General features: G+C 63.9%; 15 protein-coding genes and 1 tRNA gene. 6 read left to right on the plus strand and 10 right to left on the minus strand.

Annotated features, from left to right (window positions below; genetic code table 11):
* The first annotated feature begins 14 nt into the window (after positions 1-14).
* Genes NZ993_08880 through NZ993_08890 form a run of 3 tightly spaced genes read left to right on the plus strand, consistent with a single transcriptional unit; the run spans position 15 to position 3,746 of the window.
* Positions 15-1,475: a CCA tRNA nucleotidyltransferase gene (locus tag NZ993_08880; protein ID MCS7155901.1), complete on the plus strand. Its 1,461-nt coding sequence runs from the start codon at positions 15-17 to the stop codon at positions 1,473-1,475.
* Positions 1,462-2,133, plus strand: coding sequence for a deoxynucleoside kinase (locus NZ993_08885; protein MCS7155902.1), 672 nt, complete (start codon positions 1,462-1,464; stop codon positions 2,131-2,133). The genes NZ993_08880 and NZ993_08885 overlap by 14 nt, the downstream gene beginning before the upstream one ends.
* On the plus strand, positions 2,130-3,746 hold the full coding sequence (locus tag NZ993_08890; protein ID MCS7155903.1) for a hypothetical protein: 1,617 nt from the start codon (positions 2,130-2,132) through the stop codon (positions 3,744-3,746). The genes NZ993_08885 and NZ993_08890 overlap by 4 nt, the downstream gene beginning before the upstream one ends.
* Here the strand turns inward: NZ993_08890 and NZ993_08895 are convergent.
* Both NZ993_08895 and NZ993_08900 read right to left on the minus strand, forming a co-directional pair.
* The gene (locus tag NZ993_08895) at positions 3,743-7,276 is read right to left on the minus strand and encodes a PAS domain S-box protein (GenBank protein MCS7155904.1); all 3,534 of its coding nucleotides are present in this window, start codon (positions 7,274-7,276) and stop codon (positions 3,743-3,745) included. The two genes, NZ993_08890 and NZ993_08895, sit on opposite strands and share 4 nt — an antisense overlap.
* Entirely contained in the window at positions 7,260-9,905 is a 2,646-nt protein-coding gene (locus NZ993_08900) for a PAS domain S-box protein (GenBank protein ID MCS7155905.1), read from the minus strand. The genes NZ993_08895 and NZ993_08900 overlap by 17 nt, the downstream gene beginning before the upstream one ends.
* A gap of 101 nt (positions 9,906-10,006) precedes the next feature.
* On the opposite strand from NZ993_08900, the gene NZ993_08905 reads away from it, so the two are divergent.
* Positions 10,007-10,080: transfer RNA gene (locus tag NZ993_08905), tRNA-Arg, on the plus strand.
* 54 nt (positions 10,081-10,134) lie between these two features.
* Here the strand turns inward: NZ993_08905 and NZ993_08910 are convergent.
* The 6 genes from NZ993_08910 to NZ993_08935 are packed head-to-tail and all read right to left on the minus strand — an operon-like array spanning position 10,135 to position 16,174.
* Positions 10,135-11,709, minus strand: coding sequence for an aldehyde dehydrogenase (NADP(+)) (locus NZ993_08910; GenBank protein ID MCS7155906.1), 1,575 nt, complete (start codon positions 11,707-11,709; stop codon positions 10,135-10,137).
* Positions 11,709-12,620 (minus strand): dihydrodipicolinate synthase family protein, encoded by a 912-nt coding sequence (locus tag NZ993_08915; GenBank protein MCS7155907.1) that lies wholly within the window; start codon positions 12,618-12,620, stop codon positions 11,709-11,711. Before NZ993_08915 ends, NZ993_08910 begins: the two co-directional genes overlap by 1 nt.
* 12 nt (positions 12,621-12,632) lie before the next feature.
* On the minus strand, positions 12,633-13,886 hold the full coding sequence (locus NZ993_08920) for an FAD-dependent oxidoreductase (GenBank protein ID MCS7155908.1): 1,254 nt from the start codon (positions 13,884-13,886) through the stop codon (positions 12,633-12,635).
* Entirely contained in the window at positions 13,876-14,130 is a 255-nt protein-coding gene (locus NZ993_08925) for a (2Fe-2S)-binding protein (protein ID MCS7155909.1), read from the minus strand. Before NZ993_08925 ends, NZ993_08920 begins: the two co-directional genes overlap by 11 nt.
* Complete coding sequence (locus NZ993_08930; protein ID MCS7155910.1) at positions 14,112-15,224, minus strand: FAD-binding oxidoreductase; 1,113 nt, start codon at positions 15,222-15,224, stop codon at positions 14,112-14,114. Before NZ993_08930 ends, NZ993_08925 begins: the two co-directional genes overlap by 19 nt.
* The gene (locus tag NZ993_08935) at positions 15,224-16,174 is read right to left on the minus strand and encodes a proline racemase family protein (protein ID MCS7155911.1); all 951 of its coding nucleotides are present in this window, start codon (positions 16,172-16,174) and stop codon (positions 15,224-15,226) included. Before NZ993_08935 ends, NZ993_08930 begins: the two co-directional genes overlap by 1 nt.
* 73 nt (positions 16,175-16,247) lie before the next feature.
* Between NZ993_08935 and NZ993_08940 the strand changes: the two genes are divergently transcribed.
* On the plus strand, positions 16,248-17,000 hold the full coding sequence (locus NZ993_08940; GenBank protein ID MCS7155912.1) for an AraC family transcriptional regulator: 753 nt from the start codon (positions 16,248-16,250) through the stop codon (positions 16,998-17,000).
* On the opposite strand, the gene lhgO is transcribed toward NZ993_08940, so the two are convergent.
* The gene (lhgO, locus tag NZ993_08945; GenBank protein ID MCS7155913.1) at positions 16,997-18,193 is read right to left on the minus strand and encodes an L-2-hydroxyglutarate oxidase; all 1,197 of its coding nucleotides are present in this window, start codon (positions 18,191-18,193) and stop codon (positions 16,997-16,999) included. The two genes, NZ993_08940 and lhgO, sit on opposite strands and share 4 nt — an antisense overlap.
* Positions 18,194-18,303: 110 nt before the next feature.
* On the opposite strand from lhgO, the gene NZ993_08950 reads away from it, so the two are divergent.
* On the plus strand, positions 18,304-18,804 hold the full coding sequence (locus NZ993_08950) for a ComEA family DNA-binding protein (GenBank protein ID MCS7155914.1): 501 nt from the start codon (positions 18,304-18,306) through the stop codon (positions 18,802-18,804).
* On the opposite strand, the gene gltX is transcribed toward NZ993_08950, so the two are convergent.
* Complete coding sequence (gene gltX / locus NZ993_08955; protein MCS7155915.1) at positions 18,791-20,302, minus strand: glutamate--tRNA ligase; 1,512 nt, start codon at positions 20,300-20,302, stop codon at positions 18,791-18,793. The genes NZ993_08950 and gltX overlap by 14 nt on opposite strands.
* Positions 20,303-20,367: the final 65 nt, after the last annotated feature.

Below are 20,367 nucleotides of genomic sequence, written 5' to 3' on the forward strand. Positions count from 1 at the left end.
CCCTTAGCGGCAAGGTGCAGCAAACTCTAGAGCGCATCCGCCAGGACCCCCTGCTGGTGCGGATCGGGGAGATCGCCGATCGGCTTCAGCTGGAGGTCTACGTGGTAGGCGGGTACGTGCGGGACCTGCTGCTGGGGCGTCCGCACCCGGATATGGATTTTACCGTGATCGGTCCCGGTGGCGGCATCCGGCTCGCCCGGGAGGTGGCGCGCGCCTTAGGCGCGTCGCCGGTGCGTGTGTACCGGGAGTTCGGTACGGCCATGGTTTGCTACAACGAGCTGCGCCTGGAGTTCGTGGGCGCACGTCGGGAGAGCTACCGGCGCTCAAGCCGCAAACCCATTGTGGAGGAGGGTTCTCTGGAGGACGATCTGCGCAGGCGAGACTTTACCATAAACGCCCTTGCGGTGCGCTTGGGCGCCTCTGGAGGTGAACTAATCGACCGCTTCGGCGGCCTGGAGGACCTGAGGCGGCGTCGCATTCGCACCCCCGTGGAGCCCCATCTAACCTTCAACGACGATCCGTTGCGCATGCTCCGGGCCATTCGCTTTGCCGCTCAGCTAGGCTTTGAATTGGATCCGGAGTTGCCCCCCGCGATTAGGGCGCTTAAGGAGCGCATCAGCATCGTCTCGGTGGAGCGCATCACAGAGGAGCTGCAAAAGCTTATGCTCGCCCCTTTTCCGGAGCGCGGCTGGAAGTTGCTGCACGAAACGGGGCTTTTGGAGTTCATCCTGCCCGAGTTGGCCGCCTTGGAGGGGGTGCAGACCGTAGCGGGCTACGGACACAAGGACAACCTCCGCCACACGCTCGGGGTGCTGGCCAAGGTCGCGGCCCTGACCGCTTCTTGGGAGGATAAGGAGCGCGCGCTTTGGCTGCGCTGGGCGGCGCTGCTGCACGACATCGGCAAGGCCCTCACCAAGCGCTTCAGTCCGGGCGAGGGCTGGACGTTTCACGGCCATGAGGAGGTCGGGGCGCGGCTGGTGGAGCCCATTTTCCGGCGCCTGCGCCTGCCCCTCGGAGAGCCCCTGCGGCGCGTGGAGAAGCTGGTGCGCCTGCACATGCGGCCCGTTGCGCTTTCGGCCCAGCCTGTTACGGACTCGGCCATCCGCCGGCTTCTAGTAGAAGCCGGCTCCGATCTGGAGGACCTGATGCTCCTGGCCCGGGCCGATATCACGTCGCGCAACCCCAGGCGGGTGCGCCAGCATCTGGAGGGGCTGGAAGGGCTCGAAGCTCGTCTGCGCGAGGTAGAAGAGCGCGACCGGCTGCGTCAGTTTCGGCCCCCGGTTGACGGCCACGACATTATGGCCCTGCTAAACCTCAAGCCGGGGCCCCTTGTGGGGCGCATCAAACGCGCCATCGAGGAGGCCATCTTAGAGGGCCGCATCCCCAACGAACGGGAGGCCGCCATAGCCTACATGATGCAAATTAAAGATCCCCTAATGGCCGATTTCGGCGCCGAAGGCCATGTGCGCGCGTAAAGCCAAACCGGCCGGCCTCTTCATCGGTGTGGCCGGCAACATCGGGGTCGGTAAATCCTCCTTGACCGAGATCCTGAGCCGGCATTTTGGATGGCGGGCGCATTTCGAGGTGGTGGACCACAACCCGTATCTGCCGGACTTCTACAGCGACATGCGTCGGTGGTCCTTTCACCTGCAGATCTTTTTTCTGTCCAATCGCTTCCGGCATCACCGCGAAATCGCGCAAGGCCTGGATGCGGCCGTGGTGGACCGCACCATCTACGAAGACGCGGAGATCTTCGCACGCAACCTCTTCGAGATGGGCCTCATGAGTGAGCGCGATTATTGGAGCTACCGCCAGCTGTATCGGACCATGATCGAGTTTCTGCGCCCCCCTGATCTGCTCATCTATCTGCGCGCCTCCGTGGGCACCCTCGTGGATCAGATCCGCCGCCGAGGTCGCCCGTACGAGGCGAACATCAGCATCGAATACCTGGATCGGCTCAACCGGCTCTATGAAGAATGGATCGGGGGCTATAAGCTGGGCCCTAAGCTTGTCTTGGACACGGATGAGCTCGATTTTGTGCACAACCTAGAGCACCGCCACCAGATTCTCCAGACCATCGAGCGGCATCTTTTCGGGCTCTTTCCCATCAAGGAGGTCCCAAGGCGTTCGTGACCGCCATCGCGTTGCTCCTGGAGGCATTCGGCTCTCTTTGGAGGGGGGACTCCTTATGGGCTGGCGGGGAGCGCTTCGGACGCGATCCGTACGCGGATCTAGGGGGGCTGCTTCGGATGCGCCCCCTGGAGGTGCGCCAGGCCGGGCTGGGATGGGCTTGGTACTACGACCGAGGCCTTCCCCCAGGGGCGCGCGGCCTCTGGTACGGAGGCCTCCGGCTTGAGGATCCGTTCACGCGCGAGCCGCTTCCGATCCTAGCGCCCCAAGATGCGGGCGCGCTCCGCTGGCATCCGGCTTTGGGCTTTAGCTGGGCGGACCGGCCGGAACCCCCAGAACCGCTCACGGTGCTCGGCTATCATCAGGCCCTACGGGGAGGCCTGGAGGCCTTTGGCGCTGCGCACGCGCAGCGGCTCTACGGGTCGACGTGGCTTTCCCTGCAATACGGCCTGGGCTCAGACCGAGGGCGCTGGCCGGGAGAAGAGGTGCGCAACCGAACCGTGGGAGCCGGCATCTCCACTCGGCGCGGCCCGTGGCGATGGACGCTGCGATACGCGGCAGATGCTCACAACGGGCGCTCCAACGAAGGCTGGGCCGTGAGCAACCCGCCAGCGTGGAGTTTATGGGAACGCACCCCTCCCTGGATCGCCCCGCAGGGACGGACTTGGCGGCTGAGGCGCGAATGGGCTCGCCTACAGGCGCTCCATCCGAAATGGGGGGAGTGGGGGCTGGTGCGTCAGTTTTATCGGTACGCATTCGAAACGCGCTCCCGTCGTTTTGCCGCCTGGTCCCTGCAGGGACGTTTTCGCCAGACCGGGGGGGATTTCGAATGGGAGCTGGGCCGAGCCGAGGCGACCGATTCCGCCTGGCCGCAGGCCTTGCGTCTTTCCTGGCTTGAGGTGCGGATTCTGGATACGATCCGTCCTCCGCTCTGGGCGGGGATGCGCCTGCGTTGGGGGTCCAAGGGGGGAGAGGCCTTGGCGGGCGCCTGGGGAGCCCGCCTGGGCCGGGGAGACGTTTGGATGCTCGGCGGATGGATGGGCCCCGATTGGGAGGAGCGCGGCGCTCGAGGCCGCCAAGCCGGTATTGCCTTTCTGCACTTGAGCGGGGTCTGGTCGGATGCCCGTTGGCGCTGGGAGCCCTTCGTTACGCTTTCCCGAACCGATACGACCTCTGTGCTCGTGGCGGGGGCGGAGCTGAGCCTGCGATGGCGCCGCGGCCTCTGGGGGGGAACGGGTCGGCTTCTGGGCCAGCTTCAGCGAGGTGCTCCTCGGGCGCTACCGGAGCTCTCGGTGCGTCTAGAGGGGTACCGGGACTTTTTCGTAGCCCAGGGAGCCTGGCGATTCCGCTTGGAGGCCGTTCTCAGCGGGCAAAGCGGAGGTTGCCGAAGCGCATGGGATTTGACCCGTCTTCGGCGCTGGCCGGCTTCGGGCCCCGGCACTCCTCCCGGCCTGTGGCTTGATCTGCGTCTGTTCGCCCAATCCGGACGCGCTTGGCCTTATCTGGCCCTGGACAACGCCCTAGATGGCCTACCGGGCGTTGTTTTGCCGACCGCCTATAGGCCCTTGGACCGCCGTCGGGTGCGCTGGGGACTTCTGTGGGAGCTCAGCTACTAGGAACCGGCTTCAGCCTCTTCGGCCGGACGCCAGCCCAAGGCCTCGGCCAAGCTCGCCAGCAGTCGCCTGCGGTCAAGGGGCTTGGTAAGATATGCGCAGGCGCCGGCCTCAAGGACCTGTTTGTGGGCTTCGGCTGTGGCGTAGGCCGTCTCCACCACAACCGGCACCTGCGCGTAAGCCGGATGGCGGGTTCGGATTTCGCGAAGCAGCGCAAATCCATCCCAAGGGCCGGGCAGGTTCAAATCCAGCAACACCAGATCAAACGGCTCCTGCTCTACAAGACGCAACGCCTCCTCCCCGTCTCGGGCCAGGCGTATCTGCATCACCGGCTGCAGCGCCGCCTCCAGCCAGGCGGCGCTTTCGGGATGGTCCTCTACGATGAGCACCCGGGCCTTGCGGCGTTTTAGGTAAAGCAGATGCCTGGGGTCTGGCCGGCTCTCCGGAAGGCCCGTTTGGAGCTCTTCTTCGCCAACGCTCACAGCCGGAAAGACGACCTCGAAGGTGCTGCCCTGGCCTTTTTCAGACTGCACCGCGATGCGTCCGCCCATGAGCTCAACAAGTCGGCGCGTGATCGCCAGGCCCAAGCCGGCTCCCTCGTGGGTGCGGCCGTATCCGGTGGATTCCTGTCGGAAGGGCTCAAACAGATACGGCAGAAACGCCGGATCGATCCCGCGCCCCGTGTCCACCACGCGCACGAAGGTCTCCCAGCCCCCCGTCGAAGCGGGGCGCGAGCCCGTTTCCACGGTCACCGAGCCGGAGTCCGTAAACTTGATCGCATTCGAGACCAGGTTCACAAGCACCTGATGCAGCCGATCCTGATCGGCCCGTACGGGCAGGCGCTCGGCGATCCGGGCCTCAATGCGCAAGCCTTTGCGTTCCGCCAAGGGCTGCATCAGGCGTACCACGTGCCGAACGAGCTCTCTCGGCCAAAGGACCGTCATGCGTAGCTCGACTCGGTTGGCCTCGATGCGCGCCAGATCCAAGAGGTCGTTAAGCAAACGCAAAAGCCGCTCCCCGGAGCGCTGGATCGTCTCGGCCTGATCCATGAGCTCATAGAGGCCGCGTTCGGCTAGCTCCTGCGCAAGCAGGTCCGCAAAGCCCAGGATCCCGTTTAAGGGGGTGCGGATCTCATGGCTCATCGAGGCCAGAAAGGCGCTCTTAAGCCGGCTGGCCTCCTCGGCGTGCTCTTTAGCCTCCCGAAGCTTCTGCTCCATCTCTACAAGATGCGTGATGTTCTCGTGCACGCCGATGTAGCCAATCGGGCGTCCCGTGTGCTCCTCATACAAAGGATCGATGTGCAGATGGGCCCAGTAGCCAGAGCCGTCCTTGCGATATAGGTAGAGCCGTTCATCTACCGGCTCAAAGGCGGCCAATTTGGCTTCGATCCGGGCTGCCGTATCGGGATCTGTCTTTGGGCCCCGCAAGAGCTGACCGGGTATCTGGCCTCGGACCTCTTCTAAGGCGTGGCCCGTTAGCCGACTCCAGGCTTCATTGACCCAGATGATGCGCCTTTTGTCGTCTGTGATCACCACCCCTTGGGTGACTTGCCGAAGCGCCCGCGCTAGACGTCTATGCTCCTCCTGAACAGTGTGGTATTCGAGGGCGATCCCGGCCAGGTAGGCCATGCGCTCTAGCAGCCGCCTCTCCAAAGGCGTCGGCCCTCGGATATGATCGAAGTACACGGCGAACGTACCCAGTACCTTGCCTGAGGCGTTTCGGAAGGGCACCGACCAGCAGGCCCGAAGAGCATACTGGCGCGCAAGCTCTCGGTATTCTTGCCAGCGGGGATCGGTCCAGGTGTCCGCCACCCAAACGGGCTCCCCCGTGTAGGCCGCTGTGCCGCAGGAGCCTACTTGAGGGCCGATACGAATTCCGTCAATCTGCGCAACATAAGCTTCGGGCAAATGCGGGGCGGCCCCGTGTCGCAATCGCTCCCCTTCAAGAAGAAGTACCGAGGCACGGCTTTCGGAAAGGGCTTCTTCGATAGCCAGGCAAAGATGCTCCAGAAGCACCCCAAGCGGCTCTTCTCGGATAAGGCCTTCAAGAAAGGCGTTTTCTCGTTCCCGCAGACGTCCTTCCTGTTGGCGCGCCGTGATGTCGCGCGCAATACCGGCGATGAGGTCGATCTCTCCTGCAGGATTCGGAATGGGCACAAGCTGCGTAAGCCAAGTGCGCCGGCCCGCGGGCAACTGAAGTGTCTCCTGGTACTCGATGGGTCGTTTGAGCTCAAGGCAAGTCCGGTAGTTGCGGCTAACATGCGAGACGATCTCTGGAGGCAATACTTCTTTCAGAGGGCGGTTCCAAAGTATCTCAGGGCTTAGGCCGGTTTTACGCTGATGGGCTGGATTGGTGGCTTCGACCTCGAACTGGCCGTCGGGGCGTACGCGGATCCAGAAGATCGCATCCTCGGTGTACGTATGCAGCCCCTCGAAACGGCGCTGCAACTCCATCTCGCGCGTAAGGTCTACGGCCGTGCCCTCGATGATCTCGGATCCATCCGGATCCCGCACTAGGCGGGCGTTTATAAGCATGTACACGAGCCTGCCGCTTCGGTGTCGGTAAACGGTCTGGAAGTTGCGGATTTGGGTCTGTGCGCGCAGAGCCGAAATAAGCCGTTCTTGTTGTACAGAATTCGGGTATAGATCCCAGACCGAAAGCGCAAGCACTTCTTCGGGCTTCTCAAAGCCCAGCATGCGCGCAAAACTGGGGTTTACCTCTAGCAGGCGCCCTTCGGGCGTAGAGCGGAAAAACCCCGCCGGGCTTTCTTCCAAAAACCTTCGATATTGCTCCTGAGCATGGACAAGTTGCCGTTGTGCTTCGATCAGTTCCGATATGTCCACGGCTGTACCGAGCACAGCCGGTCTGCCCCGATACATGATGCGCCGGCTGCTACAGGCCACGTGCACGGCCCTGCCCTCTCGATGCCGGAGCCTGTAGATGTGCTGCAGCCGATCGAGTTCTCCCCGCTGTAGGGCCTCTAGGGCCCGGGTTACGGGTTCTCGATCGGGTTCATAGAGAAGCCCCAGCGGGGAAAGCGCCAGAATCTCCTCTACGCTGTATCCCAGAAGGTCCGCCAGGCGGGGGTTTGCGTACACGAACCGGCCATCCTGCAACAGGTACGTGGCCGCAGGACTGGTATCGAGCATCTCGCGAAAGAGAGCGGCCTCCTCGTTCCCTCTTTGCGGTTGCAACAAGAGCAAAAGCAGCTCTTGACCGTTGTGCGCAAAGCGGCGCAAGCTGAAGCGCACCGGAATCCAGGTGCCCTTTGCGTCCAAGACGAAAAGGGGTTCCTCGAGCAGATCCGCGCCCCGGGCGAATTTTTCCCCGTGGGCGCCGACGAGTTCCGGGGGACACAGCTCTTCTATACGGCGACCGCGAAACCACTCCCGGGATCGGCCTAAGAGCTCGGCGGCGGCCGGGTTGGCCTCGAGCAGGCGACCTGTGGCCGCCTCCGCGATCAAGAGCGCATCCGGAAAAGCCTCACCTAGGGCATCCCCCCAGAGCGCGACACGCTTACGGCGAGGAGGCATGGCTTTCTGTTGCGCGCAAGATTCGATCCAGTACCTCGAGCAGCTGGGCTCGGCGTATGGGTTTGCTCAGCACGGCATCGAAACCTTGAAGCAAAAGATGTTCCTCGTCAGCCTTCCCGCTCGCATAGGCCGTCTGGGCGATGATGGGCCTTCGGGCGTAGGCCGGATCCGCGCGCAGGGCTCGAGCCAACTCCACTCCGGAGCGCCCCCCGGGCAGGTGCAGGTCGACCAGAAAGACCCCGAAGGGATCCCCGGCCTCAGCGGCCCGGACCGCCATCTCCAGGGCCAGCTCCGCATTGGGAGCAATCGAGACGCGCGCTAGCCCTCTTAAATAGGCGCGCAGCAGTTCAGCCGCCTCCGGGATGTCCTCGATGATGAGCACCCGAGGTTGCAAAAGGCGCAAGCGCTCCGCATATGCTCCCTCTGGAAACGGTCCCTTAGGGCTTTGCGGAGGCAAGGGCAAGCCGATGCGCACCGCGGTGCCCGCTCCGGGGCTAGAGCTGACCTGCACCCACCCCTCCATGCGCTCCAGCAACCTGCGCGCGATGGCCATTTCAAGGCCTCCGCCTTCATAAGCCCGCGCAAAACCCTCGGATTCCTGTCGGAAGGGCTCAAAAAGGGCGCGTTCCAGAAATTCCGCGCTCATGCCCCGGCCCGTGTCGACGATCTCCACGTGGGCTTCGCGTCTATCTTGGGCTACCGACACCGATAGCCGGATCTGGCCGTGGTCTGTATACTGCACGGCGTTCCGCAGGAAGTTATCTATAGCTTGGCGAAGTCGGACCTCATCGGCCCTGACCAGCACCGGATGTGCTGGGCGTTGCCACAATAGGGCAAGCCCTTTGCGTTCGGCTTCGGGTCTGTGTAGGTGTACTAGTTCCTCTAGCAAGGTCTCTAGCCGAACGGTGCGGGGCTCCAGGGGCATGCGGTTGGCCTCTAAGGCGGCCAGGTCCAGCAAGTTGGAAAGCAGGCGCAGAAGCCGGTGTCCGCTGGCGAGGATGCTCTGGGTGAACTCTGCTAACTGCGCTTCGTTTCGGGCCACCAACTCGTCGCGCAATAGCTCCGCAAAGCCCAGAATGCCCGTAAGGGGGGTGCGGATCTCATGGCTCATCGAGGCTAGAAAGTGCGTCTTCATGCGCGCAGCCTCCTCGGCCTCGCGCTGGGCTCGCTTGAGCTCCTCTTCATACGTCTTGCGGGCCGTGATATCCCGAAAGATGTTCAGACGGGCCTCTTCGCCCTCCCACAGGATCGGACGGACGGATACCTCGACGTCATAGCCGCGCCCATCCCGGCTGCGCAGGCGTAGTTCGTAGCGGTCCGGAACCGGAAGGCCGAGCTCAACGCGCCGAAACCGCTCTTGCAGCAGGGGCACGTATGCCGGGTCCACGAGCGCGAAGATGTTAAAATCCGGACGCAATAGCTCCGCCGCCGTGTACCCGGTCATGCGCTCGAAGGCGGGGTTAACGTAGACAAGCCTCCTGCGATCCGCGCTTACAAGCCCGATGCTAATCGGATCGGGGGCCTCACGCAGAATCATTTCAAGAAGCTCGCGCCGCTCGGTTAGCTCCCGCTCTATGCGTTCGCGCTCCGTAACGTCCCGAACAATAGACAGCAGGGCCGCTTTGCCCTCCCAGTTTATCGGGGCGGTGCGGACTTCGGCGTAAAACGTCGATCCATCGGGGCGGATGAGCACTTCCTCTAGCGGCGGTACGGCCTCGCCGGTCGTTAGCGCATGTCGTATGCGCTCAAGGACTACGGCGTGGTAGTCCGGATGCACCAGCTCCAGCACAGAACGACCGAGCAGCACTTCGGGCCCCGAGACGCGCATCAGGCGCACGCCTTCGGGGTTGACGTAGACCAGGCGCCCATCTTGGTGTACGGCGAGAGCATCGGGCAGGTGTTCTACAAGCGTCCGGAAGCGGGCCTCACTTTCCTCTAAAGCCGCCTTTAGCTCGTAGAAGGCGGTCTGATCCGTCATGATACCCCGCAGCCGAACGGCTCGTCCGCCCTCCTGCAGCACGGTGACGCGGTCATGGATGTAAAGCAGGCGGCCGTCGGCGCTCAACATCCGGTATGTGAACTCGTGGTCCTGGCCAGCCTCCGTCATGCGTTTGCAGAAGGCCACGGCCCGCTCCCGGTCCTCGGGGTGGATGTGCGCGGCCCAGAAGTCGGGCTCTTCCAGCCACTGCTCCACGGGATAGCCCAAGAGCGTCTCCGCATACGGGCTTACGTACGTAAAGCGCCAACTGGGCAGCTCTACCTCCCAGACAATGCCCTGAACGGAGTCCACCAGCTCCTGATAGCGTCGCTCCAGGGGACCTGGGTCAAAGAGGCTGCCCGCGATCAGCTCGCGCTCTGAGTCCAGCAGGGCCGAAATCCACAGTTCGATCGTATGGCCCCCTCGGTGGCGCAGCCGTACAGGGCGGGCCTGCACTTGGCCGTGTGCGCGCAGCTCCGCAAGCAGCGCTTCGCGCTCCTGTGGGTTTTCGTAAAGCGCCTCTAGAGGGATGTTGCGCAGCTCCTCTAGGCTTGTATATCCGAGCAACCCTAGAAAGGAGCTGCTGGCCTGTATTAGCCGCCCCCCAACCGTGGACAGATATGTACCCAATATGTAGGGGCCGCGCCGCATTAGAGCCCGCTTTACGGGAAATATACGAAGCTGGGTTACGGACGCAAGTGGGCTCCGGAAACCTTGACAGGCCTTTACGGAACGGGCTAACTTTGCGGCGTGCGCCCGTAGCTCAATTGGATAGAGCATCTGACTACGGATCAGAAGGTTGGAGGTTCGAGTCCTCCCGGGCGCGCTCCGAGGCCGCTCCTAAAAAGAGCGGCCTTTTGTTTGGGTGCAAAGTCCCCTTTTACAAGCGCCACTGGCCTCCGACTAGACAGGGGACGGGCAGCCTGCGGAGGGGTTCGGGGAGCAGGGCCTCTGGGGTATTCTGCAGCGCAACGGGTCTCAGAAAGCGCTCGATGGCTCGCATCCCCACGGAGGTGAAGCGCCCGTCCGTGGTGGCCGGAAAAGGTCCTCCATGCACGGTGGCGTAGCCCACCTCCACACCTGTAGGAAAGCCATTCCAGACGATGCGGCCCACCCGGTGAAGGGCTTTTCCCAGAAGCTGTCGGGCCAGCTCGAGATCTGCTTCGGCCGCATGCAGGCACAGGGTAAGCTGTCCCTCGAGCTGATCTAAAAAGCGCAGCAGCTCATCTGGCTCGGTGTATTCGAGCAGCACGGTGACCGGGCCGAAGACCTCTTCCCTTAGGGCCTTTTGCTCCCAGAAGGTTTCCAGAGTCGCCTCCCATACCGTGGCTACGGCCGACCAGGGGCTCGTCGCGCCAGCGGGCGCGCGTCCCTGAGCAAGCAGCCGCGCGCCGGCCTGAGCCAGACGCACGATCCCGGCGTGATATCCGGCATGAATGCGCGCCGTAAGCAGGCATCCGGATGGGCTGTTAGACACTAGTTCGCTTAGGCGGTCTCGCAGCAGATAGGCTTCTCGCATGCGGGGCAGCAAGACCAGTCCAGGACGGGTGCAGAATTGTCCCACGCCCAGCGTAAAGGACGCGTACAGGCCCTCGGCCAGGGGCAGGGCTCGCTCGCGCAGGGCGCCTGGAAGCACCAGCACAGGGTTCAAGCTGCCCATCTCCGCGAAGACCGGTATGGGGTCAGGCCGCCGGGCGGCAAGCCGCCACAGGGCCATGCCGCCTGTTCGGGAGCCCGTGAAGGCCACGGCCCGCACGCCGGGATGCCGCACAAGCGCGCGCCCCACACCGAAGCCCGCATCGAAAAGCAAGGCGAAACTCCCCGCTGGAAGCCCAACGGCCCTCAAGGCTTCCACAATGCATTGGCCGGCCAGCTCCGAAGTGCCGGGATGCGCCGGATGGGCTTTCATCAGAACCGGGCATCCCGCGGCGAGAGCCGAAGCCGTATCGCCGCCGACAGTGGAGAAAGCTAAGGGAAAATTTGCCGCCCCAAAGACGGCCACGGGGCCTATTCCGATCCGAAAGGATCGGATCTCCGGCTTGGGAGCCGGCTTGCGATGAGGATCAGCGGGATCCATACGCACATCCTGCCACCATCGGGCGCGAAGCAGCTCCGCAAAAAGCCTAAGCTGCGCCGTTGTGCGCTTGAGTTCCCCTTCCAACCGGGCGCCTCCGAGCGCGGTCTCCGCTTCGGCCCGTTCGAGCAGCGCTTGGGAGCAATGCTCTAGATTTTGCGCGATCTGTTCCAGCAACTTTGCCCGTTGTTCCGCATCCGAGACGGCCAAGACCGGGAAGGCCGCTTGCGCCGCCTGGACGGCGTCCTCTACCTCGGCACGCCCGAGTCCTCGGTAGGTTGGATCCAGCCGTTGGCCGTCTGTGGGGCGCAGGGCCCAAAAGCGCCGACCGCGACCGCGAACCGGCTTCCCCTCGATCCAAGAGCATCCCGTAAGTCGCATCAACCGGAGATCTCCTCCATGAGTCTGGCTCGGGTGCTTAAGGCCTGTTGTACGAGCTCCCAAACGGTGCGCCGCTCCGTCTCGGATAATTCCAGACGCGGAGGGCGAACGCGCGCTGAGCCCATTCCGATGATTTCCTGCACGAGCTTGATGGCCTGCACGAACTTGGGATGCGTATCCAGCCTGAGCAGGGGTAAAAACCATCGATAAAGCCCTTCTAGCGGCGCTCCGGATCGGGCGCGCGTAAAGAGCACGACGGATTCCCGGGGCAGCGCGTTGGCTAAGCCGGCCACCCATCCCGAGGCCCCGGAGCGCACGCCCTCAACCACTAGGTCGTCAATACCCACCAGCAGCCGGATGCTATCGCCCAGTAGCGCGCGCAGCGCCGTGATGCGTCGCACATCGCCGCTGGATTCCTTGACCGCCTCTAACTGGGGGAAACGCTGGGCCAACTCGGCGATCATCTCGGGCACAAAGTCCGTCCCGTACGCGCCGGGGTTGTTGTACAGCATCACGGGTCGGTCCACGGCATCCAGGATCGACATCACATATTGTCGCGCCTCCCGCTCGTCGGGTCGATATACGTAGGGGGGGAGGAGCATAAAACCGTGTGCGCCCTGGGCCTGCCCTTGACGGGCCAGTTGGATCACCTGTTGGGTGCTCAGACCAGAAAGGCTCAAGATCACCGGGGCTTGATCGCCCACCGCCTCTAGAGCCGTCTCGAGCAGTTGGAGCTTTTCCTCCGTTTCCAGAGTAGCGCCCTCCCCTAGGGAGCCGCATAGGATGAGTCCGGAGCAGCCATGCGCAAGCAGCCAGCGCGCATGCTGGGCGAAAAAGGCGTAATCCACGGCGCCATCGGCTCTAAACGGCGTCGTGACAGCGGGCATAACCCCGGTCCAGGTGGGCTTCATAGACGTTTGCTCCTACGCTTGCCATTGGGCCCAAAGTCCAGCGGGAATAGGGAAGATCGGCGGGCGAGCCGGACCTAAGCGCCAGCCGCGCAGGGTCTCCAAAATAGGCCCACAGACCCGACCTTGACACGGTCCCATCCCGCATCGGCTCTGTAGCTTGGCCGTGGGGCCGTCGGGATAGTGCGCCAGAGCCGACCAGGGGACGTCCTCACAGCGACAGATGATCGCCTCAGGCCGTACGAGGGAGGCCAGCTCAGGACGCGGCCGCAGCAGTCGGGTGAGCTCTCGGGCGAAGCGGTGCTCTCGATCCCGCCTCCATCGCCACAGAGCCGGAATCGGGCCTCCGGCTGTGGCGCGTCCGGCGATAAGCCCTTCCCAGATGGCCTTGTCCGCACCCCCGATGCCGGTGACCTCGCCGGCGGCGTATATGCCGGCTTGAGAGGTCTCTTGATTGGGTCCCACGCGAAGGAAGCCCTCCCGGGTGCGAGCGCAGCCCAGAAGCTCGCCCAGCTCGGTGTTGGGCGCAAGCCCGTAGCCGAAGCCTACATAGGAGCATCGTAGTTGTCCCGTCTCGCCTCGAGCGTTGCTCCAGCGCAGGCCTTCGACCCGATCCGATCCCAAAATGCATACGGGCCAACTGTTCCAAAGCAGCCGCAGTCCGCCAAGCGCGCGCCACAGACGCAGGCCCCTTCGAAGCCGCGTCCATCCTCCGAAGTACAAAAGCAAGCGCGCCCAGGTAAGGGGCGTGTGTTGCTCAAGCACCAGCGGGATGTGCGCGCCGCGCCTGCATAGTTCCGCAGCCACGGTCCAGAGCAGCGGTCCTGAGCCGGCCAAGACGGTCGGTACCCTCGATATGGGCCATCCGCCCTTAACCAGGGTCTGCAACCCGCCTAAACCGAAGACCCCGGGCAACGTCCAGCCCACCACAGGCCAGAAGCGCTCCCGGGCGCCTGTAGTCAGGATCAGCCGCTCGGCCTCAAAGCTCTCCAGCCGATCTTCTCGGCACACGCCCAGCTTGCGGTCCTCGTAGCAGGCGAAGACCACGCTCGCAAGCGGCCAAAGCGTCAGACGTCCGGTCGCCTGCAAAGGCGCCATCGCCTCCCAGAGTTTTCGATATAGGCCGTCCTTTTTCGCGGGGGGGCCGATCGCCCCGCCGCAGCGGGCTGAGGCCTCCAGTAGGGCCACCTGCAAGCCGGATCGGGCGGCCGCGACAGCGGCCGCCACGCCGGCCGGACCGCCTCCTATCACCAGCACGTCATAGCGCATCGGGGCACTCCACCCGCATCCCCGGAGTGCACGGAACCCAGCAAGCCCGTTCCGCCGGGCGACCGTTGATCCTCACCCGGCACTCGAAGCAAAGCCCAATGCCGCAAAGGGGGCCTCGAGGTTTACCCGATACGGAACGTCGAAACGCCCAGTAGCCGGCCCGAGCCAGCGCAGCGGCCACCGTAAGGCCGGCTTCCACCGTCATGGGGCGGTCGTTGATCCAGATCAAGATGGGTTCGGGCACAATCTCCCCTCCAGCCGGTAGGGTTCTGGATCCAACACAGGGGGACGATCCAGGACGTATCCCGCCACGAGCTCGGCTACGGCCGGCGCCATTGCTATCCCCAGGCCCTCCTGGCCGGTAGCCACAAGCCAACGCGGCTGTCCGGGATACGGACCGATAAGCGGACGCCCGTCGGAGGTAGCAGCTCTCAGGCCCGTCCAAGCCCGCAGCACCGGACAGGAGGTCAGCTCGGGCACGTGCGCGCAGGCCTCAGCCAGTAGCATGGCCATCCAGGTGGGATTCGGGCGCCGGTCCCAGAGGTCCCATTCGCGCGAAGACCCGATGAGCACTTGTCCGTTGGGCCGGGGATGCAGGTTAAAGGCCCGGGAGCGCGCTTCGGGGGCGCGTACGCTATCGTGGTACGCCAAGCTCACCAGGGCGTGCCGGATCAGACCGGGACAGCGGTCCGTTATGGCCAGATGTCCTCTGCGGGGACGCAGCGGCAACTCCGGCAGAAGCGTCAGCGCCCCCAGACCCGCCGCTATTACGATCCAGGAACTCGCAAGACGTTGACCGTTCTCTAGTCGGATCGCGTTTTCTTCCAGGGCTACGACACGAGCTTGCATCAGTTTCGCCCCGAGGGTCTGGGCCCGCTCCAGCAGGTGCCATGCCGCCCGGGGGGCGTAAATTGTGGCATCGTCTGGCACCCAAAGCGCTCCGAGCCAGCCGGAACGCAGATGGGGCTCTCGGAGCGCAAGCTCCGATTCCTCGAGCAGTTCTGCTGGAAAGCCAGCTTCGATGAATAGCTCCTGCCACCGCTGGGCTTCTTGCATGGCATGCGCATCCGGGATGAGCCATAGGGTGCTGATACGCGCGTATTCCACCTCTGGCGGCAGCCAGGCGCTCCACTGTTGCCAGAGGCTGCGGCCGAGTAGGCTGAGCTCCCAGACCCCGGGGGCGCCCCCGTGGGCCGTAATATGGCCCATTCCCGCGCCCGTGGCCTCGGTCCCCACAGGCGCCTCGTGCACGACCAGCACGCGCAGTCCTGCCGTCGCCAGACGCCAAGCGCAGGCCGCTCCCGTGATGCCGGCCCCGATGATGAGCACATCCCGCATTATGGCTCCATGCCCCAACAGAGGGGATCGCGTTCGTCCAGTATTAGGTTGGCTTCTGCCATTACGTGCGCTTCGCCCACGATCCAAGGGATGATCCGGTTGGGGTCCTCCGGATCCCGCTCAAAGTAGGCCTCAAAGAGGGCTCCCCCTATGCCTTCCTGTCGCCAGATAGTGCCTGGGGCGAGTTGGCCCTCGGCGTACAGGCAGGCCAGATGGGCGCATGTGCCCGTGCCGCAGGGGGAGCGATCGTATTGCCCGCCCGGACATAGCACGAAGTTGCGGCTGTGCGCCTCCGGATGCGTCGGGGGGCCCAGGAGCTCCACGTGATCGATCAGGGCCCCCTCAGGCCCGCGGATGTCGGAGGCGTCCAGGGCACGGCGAACGGCCTGGGCGAAGGCCCACAGCGCCTCTCGGTTTTCCGGTCGCACCGCCACAGGGGGATCATGAACCAAAAAGAACCAGTTGCCCCCCCAGGCTACGTCCCCCTGCACAACGCCCCAGGGGGGCACCTCTAGCGCAAGCGCCGCCCGGTAGCGATAGGCGGGCACGTTGCGCAGGCACACTTGCCCATCCGCTCGCAGTTCGGCCTCCACCACGCCCACCGGGGTTTCGAGGCGATGTCGACCTGGCCCGATGCGCCCCAGCCATGCCAAAGCGGCCATGAGGCCGATCGCGCCGTGCCCGCACATACCTAGATAGCCGACGTTGTTGAAAAAGATCACCCCCGCTATGCAGCTAGAGTCCGCCGGCTCCACAAGCCAGGCCCCGACCCAATGCGCCGCACCGCGAGGTTCGCAGAGCATAGCGCGCCGAAAGCGATCGTGCTGGTTGCGCAGCCGTTCTAAACGCGCTGCAAGCGATCCTCGGCCCAGATCGGGTCCCCCCTCTAGCAGAATGCGCGTGGGCTCCCCGCCCGTGTGCGTGTCCAACACCCGAAGCCGATGGATCATCGGTGCATGCCCCGTAAGTCGCGCTTAAATTTTAGCGCGTGCTATAGGGTCCGATCTTGACCGAATTGCGCCTATGCAAGACGACAAAGCGGCACAAAACCGACAAGCCGATGAGCTTCCGGTCGCCTCATGGAAGGAGCTTGAGAGGCTATTTGACGCGATGCCGGATGTGGTGTTCTTCGTCAAGGACGCCCAAGCCCGGTACGTGTGCGTAAACCAGGCCCTGCTGCGTCGACTCGGGGCTGTAGATAGGTGCGCCGTGATCGGACGCACGGCGCGGGAGGTATTCGGGCAGCCCTGGGGTGTTCGCTACAGCGAGCAGGACGAGCAGGTGCTGCGGACCGGCTGGCCTATCCAAGGGCAGCTTGAGCTACATCGGTATCCCAAAGGTCAGGAGGGATGGTGCTTAACCTACAAGTTTCCCCTACGCGATTCGGCCGGCCGCATCGTGGGCCTATACGGGTTTTCTCGAGATCTGCCGCACCCTGATCCCGCAGAACCCGTTTACTCAGCCCTGGCCGATGCCCTGGCTTATCTGCGAGCGCACCCCGAGGCGCCCATCCGCATCAGCGATTGGGCCCAGCAGGCGGGACTGCGACGGGAGCGCTTTGAGCGCCTGCTTAAGGCGCTTTTCGGCTTAACGCCCCGCCAGCTTCTTGTACAAGTTCGGATTGAGCGGGCCGTTCGGATGCTGCAAGAGACCGACTGGCCGATTGCCCAGATCGCGTTTGCCTGCGGATACGGGGACCAGAGTGCCTTTACGCGTCAGTTCCGCCGTGTGGTGGGCTTAAGCCCACGTCGATTTCGCCAAGTTTGGGGCTCCTAAGATAGCCAACCGCTCCTGGCAAGCCAATCCGCGAGAAGCCAGCCAACCTGAAGCGCTGAGGTGGCCGCCGGACTGGGGGCGTTAGCTACGTGCAGCAGCCGCTCGTAGGCGTCCAAGACGAAATCGTCCACCAGGCTTCCGTTTCGATCAACGGCCTGAGCGCGCACCCCGCTCGGAGCAGGTATCAGGTCCTCCGGTCGCACCGCGGGCACCAGGCGTTGTACGGCTCGACAGAACCGATTGCGGCTCCAGGAGCGCCAAAGCTCCTCCAGGCCCACGCGCCAATAGCGCGCGGCCATGCGCCAAAATCCAGGGTAGCGCAGATAATCCGCCATGTCCGCAAGCCGCGCTTCCCGCCACCGGTAGCCCTCCCGAGCCAAGGCCAGAACGGCGTTGGGCCCACATTTGACGCGTCCGGTTAGCGTGCGCGTCAGATGCACCCCCGCAAACGGAAACCGGGGATCGGGCACGGGATAAATCAGGTTGCGGCAGAGGAAGCTCGATTCCGGTCGCAACCAGTAGAATTCACCCCGAAACGGGATAATCCGCATCCGCGCTCGATAGCCGAAACGCTCCAGCAGCCGATCAGCATCGAGGCCGGCGCAGAGCACCGCAACATCTACTTCAACTTCTCCTTTGGGGGTGAGCAGCACCCATCCTCGGCTGCTGCGCTGGGCCCGCAGCACAGCTCGGGCTGTGTGCACTTGGCCGCCCCGTTCCTGGATGCGCAAGGCCAGGCGTTGGCAGACAGCCTGAAAATCCACGATACCCGTTTCGGGTACATGTAGGGCGGCTATCCCTTGCACGTACGGCTCTAATTGGCGCAGCTGCTCTGGTCCGATCCGGTGACAAGTTACGCCGTTGGCCTGCCCTCGACGGTGTAGCTCCTCCAGCCAAGCTAGCTCGCCGCGATGGGTGGCCACGATCACTTTGCCGCATCGCTCAAAGGGCAGTCCCTCGGCTTCGCAGAAGGCCTCCAGGGCCCGTTTGCCTGCGCGACAGTTAATCGCCTTCAGGGATCCAGGCCGATAGTAAATTCCCGAATGCAGCACGCCGGAGTTGCGCCCAGACTGGTGAGCGGCCAACGTGGGCTCCTTCTCGAAAAGCAGCACCTGCGCCCGCGGAAAACGCTCTTGTATCCGGTACGCCGCGGCCAATCCCACGATGCCACCCCCAACCACGCCGATCTTCATGGCTAAAACGTGAAGCTAACGGGGCGTAAAATAACCGCCTTGTGGCGCGCGCACAACCGGCTGTTGCGTCGGAGGCCGCTTCGTAGTCCTGAATCAGGAGGAGATACGCTATGCGGTCCTTCGCCTCATGGGGGGAGCGGCTGTGGCGCGCTCTGGCGCTGCGACCCGAGGATGCGCTCGCCCTGGGCTTGGTGCTTATCGCCGCCCTGGCTGTAGAGGGGCTGCGCTGGACTCGACGTCCTGATCCTGGGCTGGCCGCCTCGCTTGTGTCATCGGATAGCCTGTTTCAGGCCCGCTGGCGCAGCTGGGTTGAGGCGGCTCAGGCCCGATCGAGCGCATCGCCTTCGCAAAAGCAGCTCGCCTCGGCTGGCCTTGTCCAGGCCGGTTTTCCGCAAAACAGCACCGCGCCCCCTGCGCGGCTTATTTCCGTTAACCGGGCCTCGGCAGCGCAGCTGGAGCGGCTTCCGGGGATTGGACCCAAGCTGGCGGCGGCCATTGTGGCCTACCGGGAGCAACATGGCCCCTTCAGGCGCGTAGAGGATCTGCTGCGCGTGCGCGGGATTGGGCCCAAGAAGCTAGCCCAAATACGAGATTGGATCACGGTGGAGTAGCAGGCTGCTCCGGGATCGGGATCGCCTCTAGCGCGCGGCGCAGTCGGCGCAGGCACCGTTCTCGGCCCAAAAGGGCCATCAGGTCAAACAGGCCAGGTCCGAAGGTCATGCCCGTTAGCGCAAGCCTTGTGGGATGAATCAGGCGCGCCGCCGCCACCCCGTGCTCGGTCGCAAGGGCGCGCAGCTCAGCCTCCACGCGTTCGGGCGTAAACGCCTCTTCCGCAAGCCGCTGCAGGCGCTCTAGATACGCCCTCAGAAGCGCGGGCGTGTCCTCCTTCCAGTGCTTCCGGATGCCTTCAGGGGCGTACTCCGTGGGGTCTTCGAAGAAATAGCGGCTGAAGGTGACGAATTCGTGGATAAACTCCACGCGTTCCTTCATGAGCTGCACGACGCCTCGTAGGTAGCGCTCCTCGGGAACGGGCAGGCCGCGCCGTTCCAACTCGCGCCGTACCGCCTCCACCAGCTCCGAATCGGGCTTGCGCCGAATGTACTGCTGGTTATACCACTTGAGCTTGTCAAAATTAAAAACGGCTCCCGACTTGACCACCCGCGCCAGGCTGAAAGCTTCGACGAGCTCCGGCAGACTCATCAGCTCGCGATCGTCTCCCGGATTCCAGCCCAAAAAGGCCAGAAAATTCACCACCGCCTCGGGCAGGAAGCCGGCTTCGATGTAATCCCGCACGTTTACGGGGATCCCAAGCTCGGCCGCGCTGCGCTTGGAGAGCTTCCCCCCCTGGGGATTTAGGATCAGGGGCAGATGGGCCATCTTCGGGGGCTCCCAGCCAAAGTAGCGATACAGCAGAATGTGCTTCGGCGTGCTCGAAAGCCACTCCTCGCCTCGGATCACGTGCGTGATGCCCATGTAGTGGTCGTCAACCACGTTCGCCAGGTGATACGTGGGCAGGCCATCAGATTTGAGCAACACCTGATCGTCCAACTCCTCGCTCTCAAAGGCGACCCATCCGCGGATCTCGTCGTAGAAGCGAATCGTCTCGTGCCGGGGGACCTTGAGCCGGATCACATAAGGTTGGCCAGACCGGAGCCGCTCCCGCACCTCCTGCTCCGGCAGCGTAAGGGAGTTCTTCATGGACAGGCGCGTAATGGGGTTGTACTTGGGAGAGGGGTTGCCGGCCCGTTGCAGCCGCTCGCGCATGGCCTCTAGCTCTTCAGGCGTATCAAAGGCATAGTAGGCGAAGCCCTTCTCCACGAGCTCCTCCGCATGCCTGCGGTATAGCTCCGAACGCTCCGACTGCCGATACGGCCCATACGGCCCCCCTACGTCGGGGCCTTCGTCGTAGTCCAGACCGGCCCATCGCAGGGACCGTATGATGTCCGCTTCGGCCCCCTCCACATAGCGGCTTTGGTCGGTATCCTCGATCCGCAAGATGAACCGACCCCCGTGATGGCGGGCGAAGAGGTAATTGTACAGGGCCGTGCGCAATCCCCCGATGTGCAACAACCCCGTAGGACTGGGCGCAAAGCGCACGCGTACGCTCATAGGCCGCCTATGCGATAGCGTGATTTTGTATTTTAAGATAGCATCGGCTCTGCCCCAGTCGCCAA

The sequence above is a fragment of the Bacteroidota bacterium genome (assembly GCA_025059945.1).
GTDB lineage: Bacteria > Bacteroidota > Rhodothermia > JANXDC01 > JANXDC01 > JANXDC01.